The sequence below is a fragment of the Streptomyces sp. NPDC006923 genome (genome assembly GCF_040635655.1).
Classification (GTDB): domain Bacteria; phylum Actinomycetota; class Actinomycetes; order Streptomycetales; family Streptomycetaceae; genus Streptomyces.
Genome location: NZ_JBEYIF010000023.1, coordinates 35,026 through 49,982 on the forward strand (window position 1 = coordinate 35,026; position 14,957 = coordinate 49,982).

Annotated in this window: 15 protein-coding genes; 7 read left to right on the top strand and 8 right to left on the bottom strand. The window is 71.9% G+C overall.

The features are described 5' to 3' along the window. The first annotated feature begins 6 nt into the window (after positions 1–6). From ABZ707_RS30455 to ABZ707_RS30470, 4 genes are read left to right on the top strand one after another with little or no spacing between them, the layout of a single operon-like run. On the top strand, positions 7–534 hold the full coding sequence (locus ABZ707_RS30455; RefSeq protein WP_360181151.1) for a tripartite tricarboxylate transporter TctB family protein: 528 nt from the start codon (positions 7–9) through the stop codon (positions 532–534). A gap of 3 nt (positions 535–537) precedes the next feature. After that, entirely contained in the window at positions 538–2,037 is a 1,500-nt protein-coding gene (locus tag ABZ707_RS30460) for a tripartite tricarboxylate transporter permease (RefSeq protein ID WP_360181067.1), read from the top strand. Then, positions 2,034–2,171 carry a hypothetical protein gene (locus ABZ707_RS30465; RefSeq protein ID WP_360181069.1) on the top strand — a complete coding sequence of 46 codons (138 nt, stop codon included), beginning with the start codon at positions 2,034–2,036 and terminating at the stop codon, positions 2,169–2,171. Before ABZ707_RS30460 ends, ABZ707_RS30465 begins: the two co-directional genes overlap by 4 nt. Next, the gene (locus ABZ707_RS30470; protein ID WP_360181071.1) at positions 2,168–3,658 is read left to right on the top strand and encodes a trifunctional class I SAM-dependent methyltransferase/NUDIX hydrolase/VOC family protein; all 1,491 of its coding nucleotides are present in this window, start codon (positions 2,168–2,170) and stop codon (positions 3,656–3,658) included. Before ABZ707_RS30465 ends, ABZ707_RS30470 begins: the two co-directional genes overlap by 4 nt. Before the next feature lie 15 nt (positions 3,659–3,673). On the opposite strand, the gene ABZ707_RS30475 is transcribed toward ABZ707_RS30470, so the two are convergent. Next, positions 3,674–4,594 carry a GNAT family N-acetyltransferase gene (locus ABZ707_RS30475; RefSeq protein WP_360181073.1) on the bottom strand — a complete coding sequence of 307 codons (921 nt, stop codon included), beginning with the start codon at positions 4,592–4,594 and terminating at the stop codon, positions 3,674–3,676. Between the two features lie 95 nt (positions 4,595–4,689). Here ABZ707_RS30475 and ABZ707_RS30480 point away from each other — a divergent pair, with 95 nt between their 5' ends. Further along, positions 4,690–5,064, top strand: a complete 375-nt coding sequence (locus ABZ707_RS30480; protein WP_360181075.1) for a GntR family transcriptional regulator — start codon at positions 4,690–4,692, stop codon at positions 5,062–5,064. A gap of 51 nt (positions 5,065–5,115) precedes the next feature. Here the strand turns inward: ABZ707_RS30480 and ABZ707_RS30485 are convergent, their stop codons facing one another. From ABZ707_RS30485 to ABZ707_RS30500, 4 genes are all read right to left on the bottom strand, one after another. Then, positions 5,116–6,225 carry a DUF5925 domain-containing protein gene (locus ABZ707_RS30485; RefSeq protein ID WP_360181077.1) on the bottom strand — a complete coding sequence of 370 codons (1,110 nt, stop codon included), beginning with the start codon at positions 6,223–6,225 and terminating at the stop codon, positions 5,116–5,118. A gap of 148 nt (positions 6,226–6,373) precedes the next feature. Continuing rightward, a complete protein-coding gene (locus tag ABZ707_RS30490) occupies positions 6,374–7,159 on the bottom strand; it encodes a polysaccharide deacetylase family protein (RefSeq protein WP_360181154.1) in 786 nt (261 codons plus the stop codon). 77 nt (positions 7,160–7,236) lie between these two features. Further along, positions 7,237–8,310: a glycosyltransferase family 2 protein gene (locus ABZ707_RS30495; RefSeq protein ID WP_360181079.1), complete on the bottom strand. Its 1,074-nt coding sequence runs from the start codon at positions 8,308–8,310 to the stop codon at positions 7,237–7,239. Then, entirely contained in the window at positions 8,307–9,080 is a 774-nt protein-coding gene (locus tag ABZ707_RS30500; RefSeq protein ID WP_360181157.1) for a glycosyltransferase family 2 protein, read from the bottom strand. Before ABZ707_RS30500 ends, ABZ707_RS30495 begins: the two co-directional genes overlap by 4 nt. Positions 9,081–9,727: 647 nt before the next feature. On the opposite strand from ABZ707_RS30500, the gene ABZ707_RS30505 reads away from it, so the two are divergent. Continuing rightward, positions 9,728–10,537, top strand: a complete 810-nt coding sequence (locus ABZ707_RS30505) for an SGNH/GDSL hydrolase family protein (RefSeq protein WP_360181081.1) — start codon at positions 9,728–9,730, stop codon at positions 10,535–10,537. A 285-nt stretch (positions 10,538–10,822) separates the two neighbouring features. Then, complete coding sequence (locus ABZ707_RS30510) at positions 10,823–11,086, top strand: hypothetical protein (protein WP_319679371.1); 264 nt, start codon at positions 10,823–10,825, stop codon at positions 11,084–11,086. A 352-nt stretch (positions 11,087–11,438) separates the two neighbouring features. Here ABZ707_RS30510 and ABZ707_RS30515 read toward each other — a convergent pair whose 3' ends face one another. From ABZ707_RS30515 to hmgA, 3 genes are all read right to left on the bottom strand, one after another. Further along, positions 11,439–12,659 carry a type ISP restriction/modification enzyme gene (locus tag ABZ707_RS30515; protein ID WP_360181084.1) on the bottom strand — a complete coding sequence of 407 codons (1,221 nt, stop codon included), beginning with the start codon at positions 12,657–12,659 and terminating at the stop codon, positions 11,439–11,441. Positions 12,660–12,765: 106 nt separating this feature from the next. Further along, positions 12,766–13,539 (bottom strand): GntR family transcriptional regulator, encoded by a 774-nt coding sequence (locus ABZ707_RS30520; protein WP_360181086.1) that lies wholly within the window; start codon positions 13,537–13,539, stop codon positions 12,766–12,768. Between the two features lie 32 nt (positions 13,540–13,571). Beyond that, complete coding sequence (gene hmgA / locus ABZ707_RS30525) at positions 13,572–14,900, bottom strand: homogentisate 1,2-dioxygenase (protein ID WP_360181089.1); 1,329 nt, start codon at positions 14,898–14,900, stop codon at positions 13,572–13,574. Positions 14,901–14,957: the final 57 nt, after the last annotated feature.

Here is a 14,957-nt window from a genome sequence, read left to right on the forward strand (position 1 = left end):
CCTGATATGCCGGGCACCTCCGGCGCACCGGCCGACCCGCGCCGGTCCTGGCTCCGCGACCACTCGGAGCTCGGCGTCAGCCTGCTGCTGTTCGCCCTCGGCGTGCTCGTCCTCACCGACGCGCTCACCATGGACGTCGACATCACCCAGCGCGGCCCGGTAGGCCCGAAGACCGTCCCCCTCGTGGTCGGAATCGGCCTGTTGGCCGTTGCCGCGCTGCTCACCCTCGACATCCTGCGCGGCGGCCGGGGCGAGGCGGAGGCCGGCGAGGACATCGACCTCAGCGAACCGGCCGACTGGCGCACCGTGCTGCTGCTCGCCGGTGTCTTCCTGGCCAACGCCGTGCTCATCGGCCCGCTCGGCTTCCCCATCTCCGGCGCCCTGCTCTTCTGGGGTTCCGCGTACGCGCTGGGCAGCCGCCACTACGACCGTGACCCGCTGATCGCCGCGGGCCTCTCGCTCGTGACCTACTTCGTCTTCAACAACCTGCTCGGTGTCCCCCTCCCCGGTGGCCCGCTGATGGGGGTGCTGTGACCGATGGACTCCCTCAACTCCCTCCTCGACGGCTTCGGTACGGCGCTCACGCCGATCAACCTGCTCTGGGCCGCGATCGGTGTGCTGCTCGGCACCGCGATCGGTGTGCTCCCCGGCATCGGCCCCGCGATGGCGGTGGCGCTGCTGCTCCCGGTGACCTACGGACTCGAACCGACCGGCGCGTTCATCATGTTCGCCGGTATCTACTACGGGGCGATGTTCGGCGGTTCCACCACGTCCATCCTGCTCAACACCCCGGGTGAGAGCGCCGCCGTGGTGGCCGCGATAGAAGGCAACCCGATGGCCAAGGCCGGGCGGGGGGCCCAGGCCCTCGCGGCCGCCGCCGGCGGCCACTTCGCCGGCGGCATGATCGGCACCATCCTGCTGGTGGTCCTCGCCCCGACGGTCGCCTCGCTGGCGGTGGACATCGGCGCCCCCGACTACTTCGCGATCATGGTGCTGGCGTTCATCGCCGTCACCTCCGTCCTCGGGTCGTCCCGTATCCGCGGACTCGCCTCGCTGCTCATCGGTCTCACCCTCGGGCTGGTCGGCCTCGACCAGATGACCGGCCAGCAGCGGCTGACCTTCGGCTCGCTCCAGCTCGCCGACGGCATCGATGTGGTGATCGTCGCGGTCGGGCTGTTCGCGATCGGTGAGGCCCTGTGGGTCGCCGCCCATCTGCGGCGCTCCTCGGGCGAGGCGATTCCGGTCGGCCGCCCCTGGCTCGGCAGGGACGACGTACGGCGCACCTGGAAGCCCTGGCTGCGCGGGCCGGTCATCGGCTTCCCGTTCGGCGCGATCCCGGCCGGCGGCGCCGAGATCCCCACCTTCCTCTCGTATGTCACCGAGAAGCGGCTCTCCCGGCACAAGGACCAGTTCGGCAAGGGCGCCATCGAAGGCGTGGCGGGCCCCGAGTCGGCGGCCTCGGCCTCGGCCGCCGGAACACTGGTGTCGATGCTCACCCTGGGACTGCCCACGACCGCCGTCGCCGCCGTGATGCTGGCCGCCTTCCAGCAGTACGGAATCCAGCCGGGGCCGCTGCTGTTCGAACGCGAACCCGACCTGGTCTGGGGCCTGATCGCCTCGCTCTTCGTCGGCATGGTGCTGCTGCTCGCGCTCAATCTGCCGCTCGCGCCGGTCTGGGCCAAACTGCTGCGCATCCCGCGCCCGTACCTCTACGCGGGCATCCTCTTCTTCGCGGCGGTCGGCGCCTACGCGGTCGGCGGAGAGGCGCTCGACCTGGTCATCCTGCTGATCATCGGTCTGATCGGCCTCGGTATGCGGCGCTACGGACTGCCGGTGCTGCCGGCCGTCATCGGTGTGATCCTGGGCCCGGCCGCGGAACAGCAGTTGCGCCGCGCGCTCCAGATCAGTGACGGCAGCGTGACCGGGCTGGTCAACACGCCCTTCTCGGTCGCGGTGTACGCGGTGATCGTGGTCCTGCTGATCTGGCCGGGCGTGCGGAAGCTGCTCGCCCTGCGCCGTGGTGGCGCCTCCGGGTGACCGGTGCCGGACAGCTCCGCCCCGCGAGCACCGAGCAGGTGCCGCGGGGCGGAGGCGTGTTCACCGGCGGGGACACCGGCCCGGACGACGGCCGGGGCGCGATGTCAGTGGCGGCTGCCACCATCGGCGCATGACCACGATCGACTGGGACGCCGCCGCCGACTCCTTCGACCGGGAGCCCGACCACGGGCTGCTGGACCCCGCCGTCCGCGCGGCCTGGGCCGGCCGGCTGACGAGCTGGCTGCCCGGCGAGCCCTCCCGGGTGCTCGACCTCGGCTGCGGTACGGGAAGTCTGTCCCGGCTCGCCGCCGAGCAGGGACACCGTGTGACGGCCGTCGACCTCTCGCCGCGCATGGCCGCGCTGGCCAGGGCGAAGCTGGCGGGGACCAGGGCCGGGGTCCTGATCGGCGACGCCGGCCGGCCGCCGGTGCGGGAGCGGAGCTTCGACGTCGTCATCGCCCGGCACACGCTGTGGCTGCTGCCGGACCCCGAGGCGGCGCTGCGCCACTGGTCGTCCCTGCTGAGACCGGGTGGCAGGCTGGTGCTGATCGAGGGTGTCTGGTCCGGCACCGGTCTTCCGGCGGAGCGTCTGACGACGGCTCTGGCGCCCCTCAGCGAAAGCGTCCAGCACGAGCGGCTCTCGGCCGATCCCGCTCTCTGGGGCCGCGCCGTCGACGACGAACGGTATGCGCTGATCGCCCAATTCACCGAGGTGCGGCGCCATCGCGAGGTGGTCGACGTCCATCTGATCCTGCGCCGGGGCGAGGAGGTGCTGCTCGCCCGCCGCTCCGGCACGGGTTATGGCGACGGCCTGCTGAACGGCCCCTCCGGCCATGTGGAACACGGCGAGGACGTCCGCCGGGCCATGATCCGCGAGGCGTACGAGGAGATCGGCGTCCGGCTGGCCCCCGCCGATCTGCGCGTCGCGCTGGTCATGCAGCACCGCGGGCCGGGCGGACAGCCGAGGACCGGCTGGTTCTTCGAGGCGGAACACGGTGTGGGAGGCGAGCCGTACAACCGCGAGCCGCACAAGTGCTCGGGGCTCTCCTGGCATCCCCTGTCCGCCCTCCCGGACGACATCATCGCCTACTGCCGGGCCGGGCTCGACGCCTATCGCGCGGGCGAACGCTTTGTCATCCACTGGCACGAGGACGGCGATCCGGTCGCCCACCGGCCGGGCGGCGCGGGCCGGGCCGTCCCGCTGCCGGCCACCAGCGGCGGCGGGGTGCACCACATCGAACTGTGGGTCCCCGATCCCGGAGCGGCCGAGAAGAGCTGGGGCTGGCTCCTCGGTGAGCTGGGCTATACGCCGTTCCAGCGGTGGGAACACGGCCACAGCTTCCGTCGCGCCGACACCTATGTGGTGATCGAGCGCTCACCGGACCTCCGCGCCGGAGCGCACGACCGCCGCCGTCCGGGGCTGAATCATCTCGCGTTCCATGTCTCCGGCCGGGCCGCGCTCGACGCGCTGGTGCGGCGGGCACCGGAACACGGCTGGTCGCTGCTGTACGGGGACCGGCATCCGTACGCCGGAGGCGAGGGGCACTACGCCGCCTACCTGGAGGACGCCGCCGGATACGAGGTTGAACTGGTGGCGCCGGACCGGCACATCGCCCCGTGAGGTCGGGCGCGGCGCTCAGCCGAGAGCGCGGACATGGCGCACCTCCGTCGCGCAGATCTCGTAGCCGAACCACCGGTTGATCGCCAGCATCGGGCCGTTGTCCGCGTCGTTGGAGGTGAAGGCGTCGGTATAGCCGGCCGCGCGGGCGCGCCGCAGGGAGTGGATCTTGGCGATTTTCGCCAGGCCCCGGCCGCGGAACTCCCGGACGGTGCCGGTCATCCCGGAGGCATAGCGGGTGTGCCTGTCGGTGTGGGCGGCGGTGAACGAGGCGATCCGGCCGTCCACCACCACGACGGAGGTGAGAGCTCGGTCGAGGCAGGGATCGTTCCAGGTGTGGTTCAGCCAGTCCCCGTAGTCGTCGAGGGTCACGCTGATGTCGCCCGGTTCGTCGGAGCCGGCCTCCGCGTCCGCCGCGAAGAGCGGCCGGGGATCGCCGGCGTAGTCCGCGCCGGTCCGCAGCTCGACCCCGGCCGGCAGCGGAGGCAGCTCCGGCAGGGTGCAGCGGGCCAGATCCAGCCGCTGGAAGTGCGCGGGGCGCGTCGGCCGGTAGCCATGGCGCTCGGCGAAGGCCCTGGCCGGCGGCTCGTCCAGCACCCAGGCATAGACACTGGTCGCGCCCTCCGCCGCGAGATGCTCCTCGGCGGTCCGCAGGATCAGCGACCCCGCGCCCCGGCCCCGGCGCTCCGGATGGACCTGCGGGGTGACGGACGCCTGCCCGGGGTCGCTGCTGTCGTACGCGATGCCGACATGCGCCGTACCGATGATCTCCCCGTCCTCCTCGGCGACCAGCAGCCGGTATTTCTTCGCCGGATGAGCGGTGGCCACCCCGGCCAGAAGGGCCTCCTTGGTCGTCACCATGAACGGGGTGCAGGCGCGCCGCAGGCCGACCACGGCCCCGGCGTCCTCGGTACGGAAATCACGAACAGTCACAGTCATGGGGCGGCACGCTACGCGCGCGGTCCCTCCGGGCGCCTCTCATTTACCGGCCGCACGCGGCCCCGGGCCGGTCGGCGGTGGGGGAGAATCGGTCCGTGACCTTGAAGATCGTGATCGACGCCGCCGCCACGACCGCTCCCTACGAGCAGCTCCGTGCCCAGATCTCCGCGCGGGCCCGCTCCGGCGCGCTGCCGGTCGGGTACAAGCTCCCGACCGTGCGCGGACTCGCCGAGGAGCTGGGTCTGGCCGCCAACACGGTGGCCAAGGCGTACCGCGCGCTGGAGACCGACGGGGTCGTCGAGACCCGGGGCAGGAACGGCACCTTCGTCGCCGCGGCCGGCGACGCGGCGGAACACGAGGCCGCGGCCGCCGCGCGGGCGTACGCGGAGCGGGCGCGGCGGCTCGGACTCGACCGGAGCGCCGCGCTGGCGGCGGCGGAGGACGCGGTCCGCGCCGTCTATGCCGGCTGACCGCGCCCCGGACCGGCCGGCGGGAGCACCGGAGCGTAAGCCCAACGTCCGTCAGAGATAGAGACCCGCGTCCGCGCCCGAGTGCTGGGCGGGCACCGCCGCCGGGCCGCTGCCGCGCCGCAGCGCGTACAACTCGGCCAGTGTCGCGCCCTCGCGGCCGACCTTCGCCTCCGTGCCGCCGTCCTCCCGGCTCAGCCAGGACAATGCCTCCGAACGGGTGAGCGAGCCGACTTCGATCCTGGCCAGACAGCGGCCGGGCCTGACGACCGCCGGGTGCAGCCGCTCCAGATCCTCATTGGTCGTCACACCCACCAGAACGTTCCTGCCCTGGCCGAGCAGGCCGTCGGTGAGGTTCAGCAGCCGGGACAGCGCCTGCCCCGCCGTGTGCTTGGCCTCGCCGCGGATCAGCTCGTCGCAGTCCTCCAGCAGGAGCAGCCGCCAGCGGCCCTTGGCCGTGCCGTCGTCCTCGCCGATCGCGATGTCCATCAGATAGCCGACGTCGTTGAAGAGCCGCTCCGGGTCGAGTACGCAGTCGACCTGGCACCAGTCGCGCCAGGAGCGGGCCAGCGTGCGCAGCGCCGAGGTCTTGCCGGTGCCCGGCGGGCCGTGCAGCAGCAGCAGCCGGCCGGCGATGTCGTCCGGGGTCACCTTCATCAGCCGGTCCATCGCGTCGGCCACCGGAGCGGTGTAGTTGGGCCTGACCTCGTCCCAGGTGCCGGCGGCGATCTGACGGGTGGTGCGGTGCGGGCCGCGCCGCGGCGAGACGTACCAGAACCCCATCGTCACGTTCTCGGGCTGGGGCTCCGGCTCGTCCTGCGCGCCGTCCGTCGCCTGCTGATGGATCTTCTCCGCGAGCTCGGAGCTGACGGCCGTCACCGTCACATCGGCGCCGCGGTTCCAGCGGGACACCAGCAGCGTCCAGCCGTTGCCCTCGGCGAGGGTCGCGCTGCGGTCGTCGTCGCGGGCGGAGCGGAGCACGGTGGCGCCGGGCGGCAGCAGGGTCACGCCCGACTTGACCCGGTCGATCGTGGAGCTGTGGGAGTACGGCTGCTCGCCCGTCGCGAAGCGGCCGAGGAACAGCGCGTCGACCACATCCGACGGCGAGTCGCTGTCGTCGACGTTGAGCCGGATCGGCAGTGCGTCCTGAGGCTTGGCAGACATGGGGCCCATGATCCGGCACAGGGACGGCCGATGCACGGTGTTTTGCCCTGTGGCGGCGTGCTGTCCGGCCGTCCCGGCCGGCGGCGAGGACGGCCCCGGCCGCCGGGAACGGTGGCCGGGACCGCTGGGGACGGTCGCTCGCACCGGGTCAGACGGGGCCGCCGCGCGCCGCGCGGCCGGCGGCGCGAACGGCCCGGCGTGCGCCGCGCACCAGGGCGTATCCCTTGGTCAGCGCGTGGTCCCGGGCGAAGTGACGGCCGGTGTACCGGCCCTCTACGAGCCGTCCGAACTCCTCCGTGCCGGTGCCGCGCCGGACGGTGATCCGCTCCAGGGCATAGGGCCCCTGGCTCCGGCGGGCCCGCGCGTTGCCCACGGCCAGCGACTGCGCGAAACCGGCCGCGCGGACCGCGTGGCGTACGCGCCGGCTGGAGTAGCCGTACGGATAGGCGAAGGAGACGGGCGGGGCGCCCAGCTCCGCGGCGAGGATCTCCCGGCAGTGCCGGATCTCGTGGCCGAGCCGCCGGTTGTCGAGCTGGTCGAGCTGGGGATGGGTGTGGCTGTGACCGCCGATTTCGGTACCTGCCGCGGACAGTTCGCGCACCTGTTCCCAGTCGAGCATGGTGTCCTGCGCACCGCCTTCGTCGTACGCGCCGCGCAGCCACCCCGTGGAGACGAACAGGGTGGCGGCGAAGCCGAGCGAGGCGAGGACGGGCAGGGCGTACCGGTGCACCCCCTCGTAGCCGTCGTCGAAGGTGATCAGCACGGGCCGGTCGGGCAGCGGTGCCCCGGTCCGCCACGCGTCACCGAGCCGCGCCGTGCTGACCGGCGTGAAGCCGCGCGCGCCGAGCAGCTCCATCTGCTCCGCGAAGGCGCCGGGCGAGACGGAGAGCGCGTGGGTCGCCGCGGCCGGCCGGTGCGCGACGGCGTGATACATGAGGATCGGCACGGGCCGGTCCGGGGGCGAGGTCTCCTTCGCTCCCGGACCGGCCGCGGGGCCCGTCGCCCGTACGCTCACGCGGCCGCTCCCCGGGGACTCCGGGGGCTCCGGGGGCTTTCGCGCGGGGCGGCGCCGGCCAGGCCGCTTCCGACCGGACCGCTTCCGACCGGGCCGGACGAGAAGACGGCGGGGCGGCGCCGGCCGTGGAAACGGCCCACCAGATAGCCGATCGCCGCCGACGAGACGCCGGCCACGATCGCGGCCGCCCGGCCCAGCCCGCCAGGCCGCCCCCGCGCCGTGTCGCGCAGTCCGCGCGCCACCCCGGCGGGCAGTACGCGGGTGGCGTAGCGGCGCTCGGACTCAAGGCCCTTGCGCGCCCCGACGCTCCGGGCCACCAGCGCCTTGGAGAGTCCCTCCGCGTAGGTGCGCGTGCGGAAGTAGCCGAAGCGCTCGCGGACCCCAGGCACCTTGTGGTGGATGACCGCCCTGTCGTCGATCAGCAGCACGGCGTCCGGCACGGCCCTGGCGAGCCGGATGCACAGCTCCGTCTCCTCACACCCCAGCGGGCGCCGGTCGCCGTCACGGCCGATGCCGGTGGCGAAACCCCCGGCGGAGTCGAACGCGGTACGCCGGAACGACGCGTTCCCGCCCAGGACATTGCGGACCCGTACCCGTCCGGCGGGCAGCCCCCGGTAGGTACAGCCGACGACCCAGTCGAACTCCTCGGGAAACCAGACCGGTCTGCGGCCCGACGCCCAGGCGGGCACCGTCCGCCCGCCGACGGCCAGCACCCGTGGATCGTCGTACGCCTCGTCGAAGAACCGCAGCCAGTCCCGTTCGGCCACGGCGTCGTCGTCGAGGAACGCCACGAGCTCACCGCGCGCGGCGGCGATGCCGGTGTTGCGGCCCGCCGAGAGGCCGCGGGGGCCCGCGTTGGCGAGCACCCGCACCTCTCCGCGCGCCGCGTGATCCCGGTACTCCCGGCCGAGCCGTGCCAGCAGCGCGGCGTTGTGGTCGACCACGAGCAGTGTCTCCAGGGCCGGCAGTGACTGCCGCCGCACCGACTCGACCGCCGCGAGGATGTCCTCCCAGCGGTCCTCGGTATAGACGCAGATCACCACGGAGAAGGGCCGGTGACGGTGGTTCAAGACGCCTCTCCCCGGGCGACCGGGACCCGCAGGGCGAGCGGGCGGCGGCGGGTCGCCCGGGGCACGCCCCTCTCCCGGAGGATCACCCTGAGCACCCGGAGTCCGTCCCTGACCGCCCGCAGATTGCTGACCCCGTGGATACGGTCGTACTCGTGGCTGGGGATCTCCTGCACCCTGAGACCGGCCTTGACGACCCTGATGTTCATCAGGGTCTCGACCTCGAAACCGGTGCAGTCCAGCGTGATCTCGTCCAGGCAGTGGCGCCAGAAGGCGTTGTACCCGTAGCAGAGATCGGTGTACCTGGCGCCGAACTTGGCGTTGACGACGGCGCACAGCACCCGGTTGCCGAGCTTGCGGATCGCCGTCATGTCGTCCGTACCGCCGCCGTTCGCGAACCGCGAGCCCTTGGCGAAGTCGGCGCCGGAGACGAGCGCCGACACATAGGAGACGATCTCCTGGCCGTCGGCCGATCCGTCCGCGTCGACCATCACGATGATGTCGCCCGTGCAGGCGGCGAACCCGCTGATCAGGGCGTCGCCCTTGCCCTTGCCCCGCTGCCTGACGACCTTGACGTCCGGTCGCAGTGCGCGGGCGACCGCGATCGTGTCGTCGCTGGAATCGCCGTCCACCAGGACGACTTCATGGATCCAGTCGGGCAGTGACGTGAAAACGTACGGAAGGTTCCGCGCCTCATTCATCGCAGGGATCACGACACTGACGGGCGGAGCGATCGCGAGATGCGAAGAGACCGGCCGGTATTGCCCCTCCATACGGCCGGATTCGTCCTTGGCGAAATGCGACTGCGACTGCGTCTGCTCACTTACCGAACCGTCCGTATGGCCTGACGCCATGATGAGTGGATCTTCGCTCGATACGGCTGGGCGCAGAAAAGCGCTCACGAGTCTTTTCCCTCTCGTCCGGTGGACCGCCCGCCCCCGGGCGGTCCGGTGGTGTTTCCGGTTCGAAAGGGGGGTTCTCAGTCCGTCCCGGGCGGCGCGGAACGCCGTCCTGACGGGTGAGTTGTGGAGCTGGCCGCGCGGCACGCGACTCGGCACACCGTGCGGTCACCGAGCGCGGCACCCCCCTACCGCGCCCCGCTCCGGGATCCATCGCGACGCTAGAGCCCTCCCCTGAGCCGCTTTGCATGATGGTCCGATGCGGGTGGATGTACGACGGTATTGATGATTGGGACTGTATGGCAAGACCTGGAAGCTGGTCCCGCTTTTTTGCTTCTTTGGCCGTACTTCGCCGTTCAGTTCCGGAACCTCCCTGATCAGATTTACCCGATCTCTTACGAACCGGGCGATCATGACGCCTTTCCGGACTCCTCACGTAATGTTCTTGGCATGAACACTTCCAGTGAACTGTGTTGCCTGGTAACAAAGTTGGGGCAGAAATCCTGCTAAGGAGAGGTTCTATGAAACTGTCCCGAATGACGGCATTCTCCTCCGCGTTGATCCTCGGTGCCGTGCTCGCTCTCACCGGAGCGGCCTCGGCCCAGGCCGCGCAGTCGGCCGCCGCTGTCGACTATGTGGCGCTCGGCGACTCGTACTCCTCCGGGCTCGGGGCCGGGGGCTACGACAGCGCCAGCGGCGACTGCAAGCGCACGCCCCGGGCCTACCCGGCCCTCTGGGCGGCCGCGAACGCCCCCGCGACCTTCGCCTTCACCGCCTGTTCCGGCGCCCGTACGGGTGATGTGACCGCCGGTCAGCTGGGACCCCTCAGCTCGGCCACCGACCTCGTGAGCATCTCCATCGGCGGCAATGACGCCGGCTTCGCCGATGTCATGACCACCTGCGTCCTCCAGTCGGAGGCGACCTGCCTCAACCGGATCGCTCAGGCCCGGGGCTTCGTCGACAGCACCCTGCCCGGGAACCTCGACGCGGTGTACACGGCCATCAGATCCAAGGCGCCCTCGGCCCGGGTCGTCGTCCTCGGTTATCCGCGCTTCTACCGGCTCGGCGGCAACTGCGTCGTGGGCCTGAGTGAGAACGAGCGCGCCGCGATCAACAGCGCCGCCGACCACCTCAACGCGGCGACCGCCAAGCGGGCCGCCGACCACGGCTTCACCTTCGCCGATGTCGCGGGAGCCTTCACCGGTCACGAGATCTGCTCGGGATCGGCCTGGCTGCACAGTGTGAACTGGCTGAATATCGGCGAGTCGTACCACCCCACGTCCGGCGGTCAGTCGGGCGGCTATCTGCCGGTCTTCACCAGGGCCGCGTAGGGTCCGCGCATCAGTGCGAGGCCGGTGCCCCGCCGGGGGATCGGCACCGGCCTCACTCGCTCAACCCGGGCCCCTCGGAACCCTCTTGACCCACCCGTGATCGAACAGCGTGGCGGCGATCTGTTGACGATCTGTCCAACTCGCCCTGAATTAAGACGGATCGGGCGGTGGCGTCAGTCCTCGTACGGGTGTGGTTATTCCCGTAGACGGGATACACGAGTGTCATGAGGGGGCGATAGGGTTAACCTGCCCGGGCCGGGTGCCCTCGTACGGGTGGGGAGTGACATGGAACAGATAACGATGCACAGCAGGGCGCGGATCCCTGCCATCACATGCGGGAGCAGCGCGACCAGTTCGCGGCTCGACCGCCATCTCTCGGTGCTCGGCGGTCCCGCCGTGCCCCGGGGTGAGGCGGCCGAGGCGACCCTGCTGATGCGCGAGCTGACCTCGCGTGACAGGTCGGAGACCCACAAGAGCAGGAGCGCTCGGGTCTCGCTCTTCGCACCGCTGAGGCGCCTGCGCCGCTCGCTGTTCGGCAGCCGCGGCTGACCCTCGGAGCATGACAGGACGCGCTCGGTCGATCATTCCGTCCGACGCGGTGCCGCTCTCCGCTCGTCCGTCATCCCCACGGCCTGCGGCAGCGCGTCGGTACGTTCGGCGGGCGCGGGCACTTCCCTCGTCGCGACGGCTCGGCCGGTGGACCACTCCCCGCCACCGGCCCCAGCCGTTGACGTCGACCTCGTTCAACCCGCGCCCCGTATTCCCGCCCCGCCGTTTTCCGTCACTCCCGCCGTCGGCCTACCGCTTCACCGCGAGCGGTATGAACAGTACGAGAAGCACCGGCGGTCGGCGCATGATTCTGGCCACCCGCCATGCCCACCGGCCCTGTGAAACACATGCCTCAGATCAGGGCGAACTGGCCGTCCGGCCCCTCTTCGTGATGGTCCAGCACGGAGGCCGGCCGGCGGGCCGCTTCCGGGGCCGGGAGGACGCCCGCTCCGTACAGCTCGCTCCGGCCGACGGCCGGGCCCTCGCGCAGTTCCTGCTGCTGTGGGCGGAGTTCCGCGAGAAGCGCCAGGACCGTGATCAGCTCAAGCAGCTCCGAGGTCCACTCCCGCTGCCAGGCCGCAGGGGCGATCGCCTCCAGCGTGCCCGGCGCGGGGCGCCGGGTCCGGCGCTCGAACCACAGCTCCAGCATCCGCACGCCTCCGGCGAGGAAGTCCCACGCCCCGGCGGGCACCGGCGAGATACGGCCGGTGCCCAGCAGGAGGGCCTCGTCGGCCGGGTCGTACGCGATCGTCCCGGGCACGGCGGGGACGGCCGCGCGCACATAGGGGCGGCGGCCGCCGGGCAGCCGGGGCCGTTCGCCGCCACGGGCCCCGCGAAGCTGGATCTCGATCATCCGCCGTCCCAGCGCCACGCCGCGGGCCCAGACTCCGGGGTCGGCCGTCAGCGGTACGGCGGCGCCTCCGGCGGAGGGCGCGGCGGCGGCCACGGCCCAGGCCAATACCTCGCCGGCGGTGACCGCGCGCCCGTAACGCCCGGTCAGCAGGGCCGTCAGCCCGGGAGCGAGATTGGGTTCGGCGCCGCCGGGGCGGCGGTAGAGCGGACGGATCCGCCCCGGCCGCCCCGCCGGGGAACGGCCGTCCGGGAGCAGGGCGCTCACCAGCAGCGCGGGACCCGTCGTGGCGCCCGGTATCCAGGCCTGTTCGACGGCGAAGACCTGATGCTCGTCGGCGACGCGCCACAGCTCGGGGCGGGCCACGTCGATCAGCCGGTGGTCGGGGATCAGCCACTGCTCGTCGAACGGGCCGTGCAGCACCCTCAGCGGCCGCGGACAGCGGCCCGACTCCCGTGCGAACCGCCCGGTGCCGGTGGCCCCACCGGGCAGCGCGGCCACGGCGCTGTGCTGCGTACGGGCCCGGCTCGGCTCGAACAGCGCCTCCCGCTCGGCGCCCCGCGCCTGTACGAGCCGGTCCCAGCGGGCCGTGAGGGACGCCGCGTCCGGCGACAGGATCCAGGACCTGCCGTACCGCAGGGGCGCCGTCGACCAGGGCATGAGATCGCTGAGCAGCGGGGCGTCGGAGAGCGGGGCGTCCCCGCCGGACCGTGTCGCCGTCATGGGGGCACCCTCCCCGTCATCCGGACAGTCCTTCCGTCGTCTTTGTCCCCGTACGCCGTCGGCGGCATCGTAACCGGCGCTCCGGAACCGGGTCAGTGCGCCGGGGTCAGTGCGCCGGCGCCCCGCCGGTGAGGTCCGTCTCGACGGTGACGGAGAACGAGAAGCGGTCACCCCGGTAGTGGATCCTGGCCACATCGACGACCCGGCCCCGGTCGTCGTACGTCACTCCGGTGTAGTGCAGGATCGGGCTCAGCAGCGGCACCCGCAGCAGCTCCGCCGTGGCCGGGTCCGCGAGCCGGGCCTCGACCGTGTCCGTGATCCGGCTGATCCGCACCCCCACCGCGTCCCGCAGCACCTTTGTCATCGGCCAGCGTTCCAGATCGGTGATGTCCAGGTCCGCGGCGACCTCGGGACGGACGGCGTTCTCCGCCCAGTTGACGGGCTCACCGGTCGCGCCGTCGCTGCGCACCCGCCGGTAGGCGACCACCTCGTCCAGACCGGGGAAGTACTCCGCCAGCTCACCGGGGACCGGGACCGGGCCATGGCCGAGGACCGTCGTCCGCTCGCCGGACTGCTGGGCCACGACCGCGTCGATCGAGCCGAGCAGCCGGCGCGGGGCACCGCGCCGCGCGCCCGGCTCGATAAAGGTGCCGCGCCGCCGGTGCCGGCTGATCAGGCCCTCCTCCTCCAGCTCCTTGAGGGCCTGGCGCATGGTCAGCACACTGACGCCGTAGTGCGCGGCGAGCTGTTCCTCGGTGGGCAGCCGCAGCGGATCGCGCGGGCTGCGGCCCAGTATCGAGGCGCGCAGCGACTGCGAGACCTGATACCAGAGCGGCAGCTTGCGGTTCAGGACCAGCGAGTCGGGGGCGAAGGCGGTCACGGCAACTCCGAAACTTCACATACTGCTCTGTGTCAGCGCCTGAAGTGGCGCTCCAGACCCTGCCACACGTCGTCATAGCCCTGCTGAAGGTGTCCAGCTCCCGCGGCCTGTGCGGTCATGGTCACCGGCCAGCGCGTCTCGAACATGAAGGCGAGCCCGGCGTCGATCTTCTGCGGCCTCAGCTCGGCGGCGCTCGCCCGCTCGAAGGTCTCCCGGTCGGGGCCGTGCGCCGACATCATGGTGTGCAGCGAGCCGCCGCCGGGTACGAACCCGCCCTCACCGGCCGTCTTCGCGTCGTACGCGCCCTCGATCAGGCCCATGTACTCGCTCATCACATTGCGGTGGAAGTACGGCGGCCGGAAGGTGTCCTCGCCGACCAGCCAGCGTGGCGCGAAGACGACGAAGTCGACACCGGCCAGTCCCGGGGTGTCGGAGGGCGAGGTCAGCACGGTGAAGATCGACGGGTCGGGATGGTCGTAGCTGATGGACCCGATGACATTGAAGCGCCGCAGGTCATAGATGTACGGCACATGGCTGCCGTGCCAGGCGACCACATCGAGCGGGGAGTGGTCGTACACGGCGGCCCAGAGATTCCCGCAGAACTTGTTGACGACCTCCACCGGCCCCTCGACGTCCTCGTACGCGGCGGTGGGCGCGAGGAAGTCGCGGGCGTTGGCGAGGCCGTTGGCGCCGATCGGACCGAGGTCCGGGAGGGCGAACGGCCGGCCGTAGTTCTCGCAGACATAGCCGCGCGCCGTCTCGTCCAGCAGCTCGACGCGGAAGCGCACCCCGCGCGGGATCAGCGCCACCTGGCCGGGGCGGGCGGCGAGCAGACCCAGCTCGGTACGGATCAGCAGACCGCCGCGCTCGGGGACGATCAGCAGCTCTCCGTCGGAGTCACTGAACACCCGGTCGGTCATGGCGGTGTTGGCGTGGTAGAGGTGCACCGCCATACCCGAGCGCAGGGCCGGGTCGCCGTTCCCGCCCAGCGTCCAGAGGCCGGCCAGGAAGTCGGTGCCCGGCGCGGGGTCCGGCAGCGGATCCCAGCGCAGCCGGTTGGGGTCGGGGACGGTCTCGGTGAACGGGCCGCCCCGCACCGCGCCGTTGTCGGTCCTGACGAACGGCGGGTGCGCGGCCGACGGGCGGATGCGGTACAGCCAGGACCGCCGGTTGTGCGAGCGGGGCTCGGTGAAGGCGCTGCCGCTGAGCTGCTCCGCGTAGAGACCCAGCGGAGCGCGCTGCGGGGCGTTGCGGCCGTGCGGGAGCGCGCCCGGCACGGCCTCGGAGCTGTGCTCATTGCCGAAGCCGGGGGAGTGGTCCAGATCCTCCGCCGTCTTCCGCGCCTGCTCGATGCCGCTCATCGTCCGCTCCCCTGTCCAGGAAATCCTATGGACAACCGTAGGATTGCTGGCGCGACG

Excerpts from the sequence above, each read along its gene's own strand:
- ABZ707_RS30485 (WP_360181077.1), bottom strand. The coding sequence starts at position 6,225 with ATGTCTGCCAAGCCTCAGGACGCACTGCCGATCCGGCTCAACGTCGAC.
- hmgA (WP_360181089.1), bottom strand. The coding sequence starts at position 14,900 with ATGAGCGGCATCGAGCAGGCGCGGAAGACGGCGGAGGATCTGGACCAC.
- ABZ707_RS30510 (WP_319679371.1), top strand. The coding sequence starts at position 10,823 with ATGGAACAGATAACGATGCACAGCAGGGCGCGGATCCCTGCCATCACA.
- ABZ707_RS30500 (WP_360181157.1), bottom strand. The coding sequence starts at position 9,080 with ATGGAGGGGCAATACCGGCCGGTCTCTTCGCATCTCGCGATCGCTCCG.
- ABZ707_RS30490 (WP_360181154.1), bottom strand. The coding sequence starts at position 7,159 with ATGTATCACGCCGTCGCGCACCGGCCGGCCGCGGCGACCCACGCGCTC.
- ABZ707_RS30475 (WP_360181073.1), bottom strand. The coding sequence starts at position 4,594 with ATGACTGTGACTGTTCGTGATTTCCGTACCGAGGACGCCGGGGCCGTG.
- ABZ707_RS30455 (WP_360181151.1), top strand. The coding sequence starts at position 7 with ATGCCGGGCACCTCCGGCGCACCGGCCGACCCGCGCCGGTCCTGGCTC.
- ABZ707_RS30460 (WP_360181067.1), top strand. The coding sequence starts at position 538 with ATGGACTCCCTCAACTCCCTCCTCGACGGCTTCGGTACGGCGCTCACG.
- ABZ707_RS30470 (WP_360181071.1), top strand. The coding sequence starts at position 2,168 with ATGACCACGATCGACTGGGACGCCGCCGCCGACTCCTTCGACCGGGAG.
- ABZ707_RS30505 (WP_360181081.1), top strand. The coding sequence starts at position 9,728 with ATGAAACTGTCCCGAATGACGGCATTCTCCTCCGCGTTGATCCTCGGT.
- ABZ707_RS30515 (WP_360181084.1), bottom strand. The coding sequence starts at position 12,659 with ATGACGGCGACACGGTCCGGCGGGGACGCCCCGCTCTCCGACGCCCCG.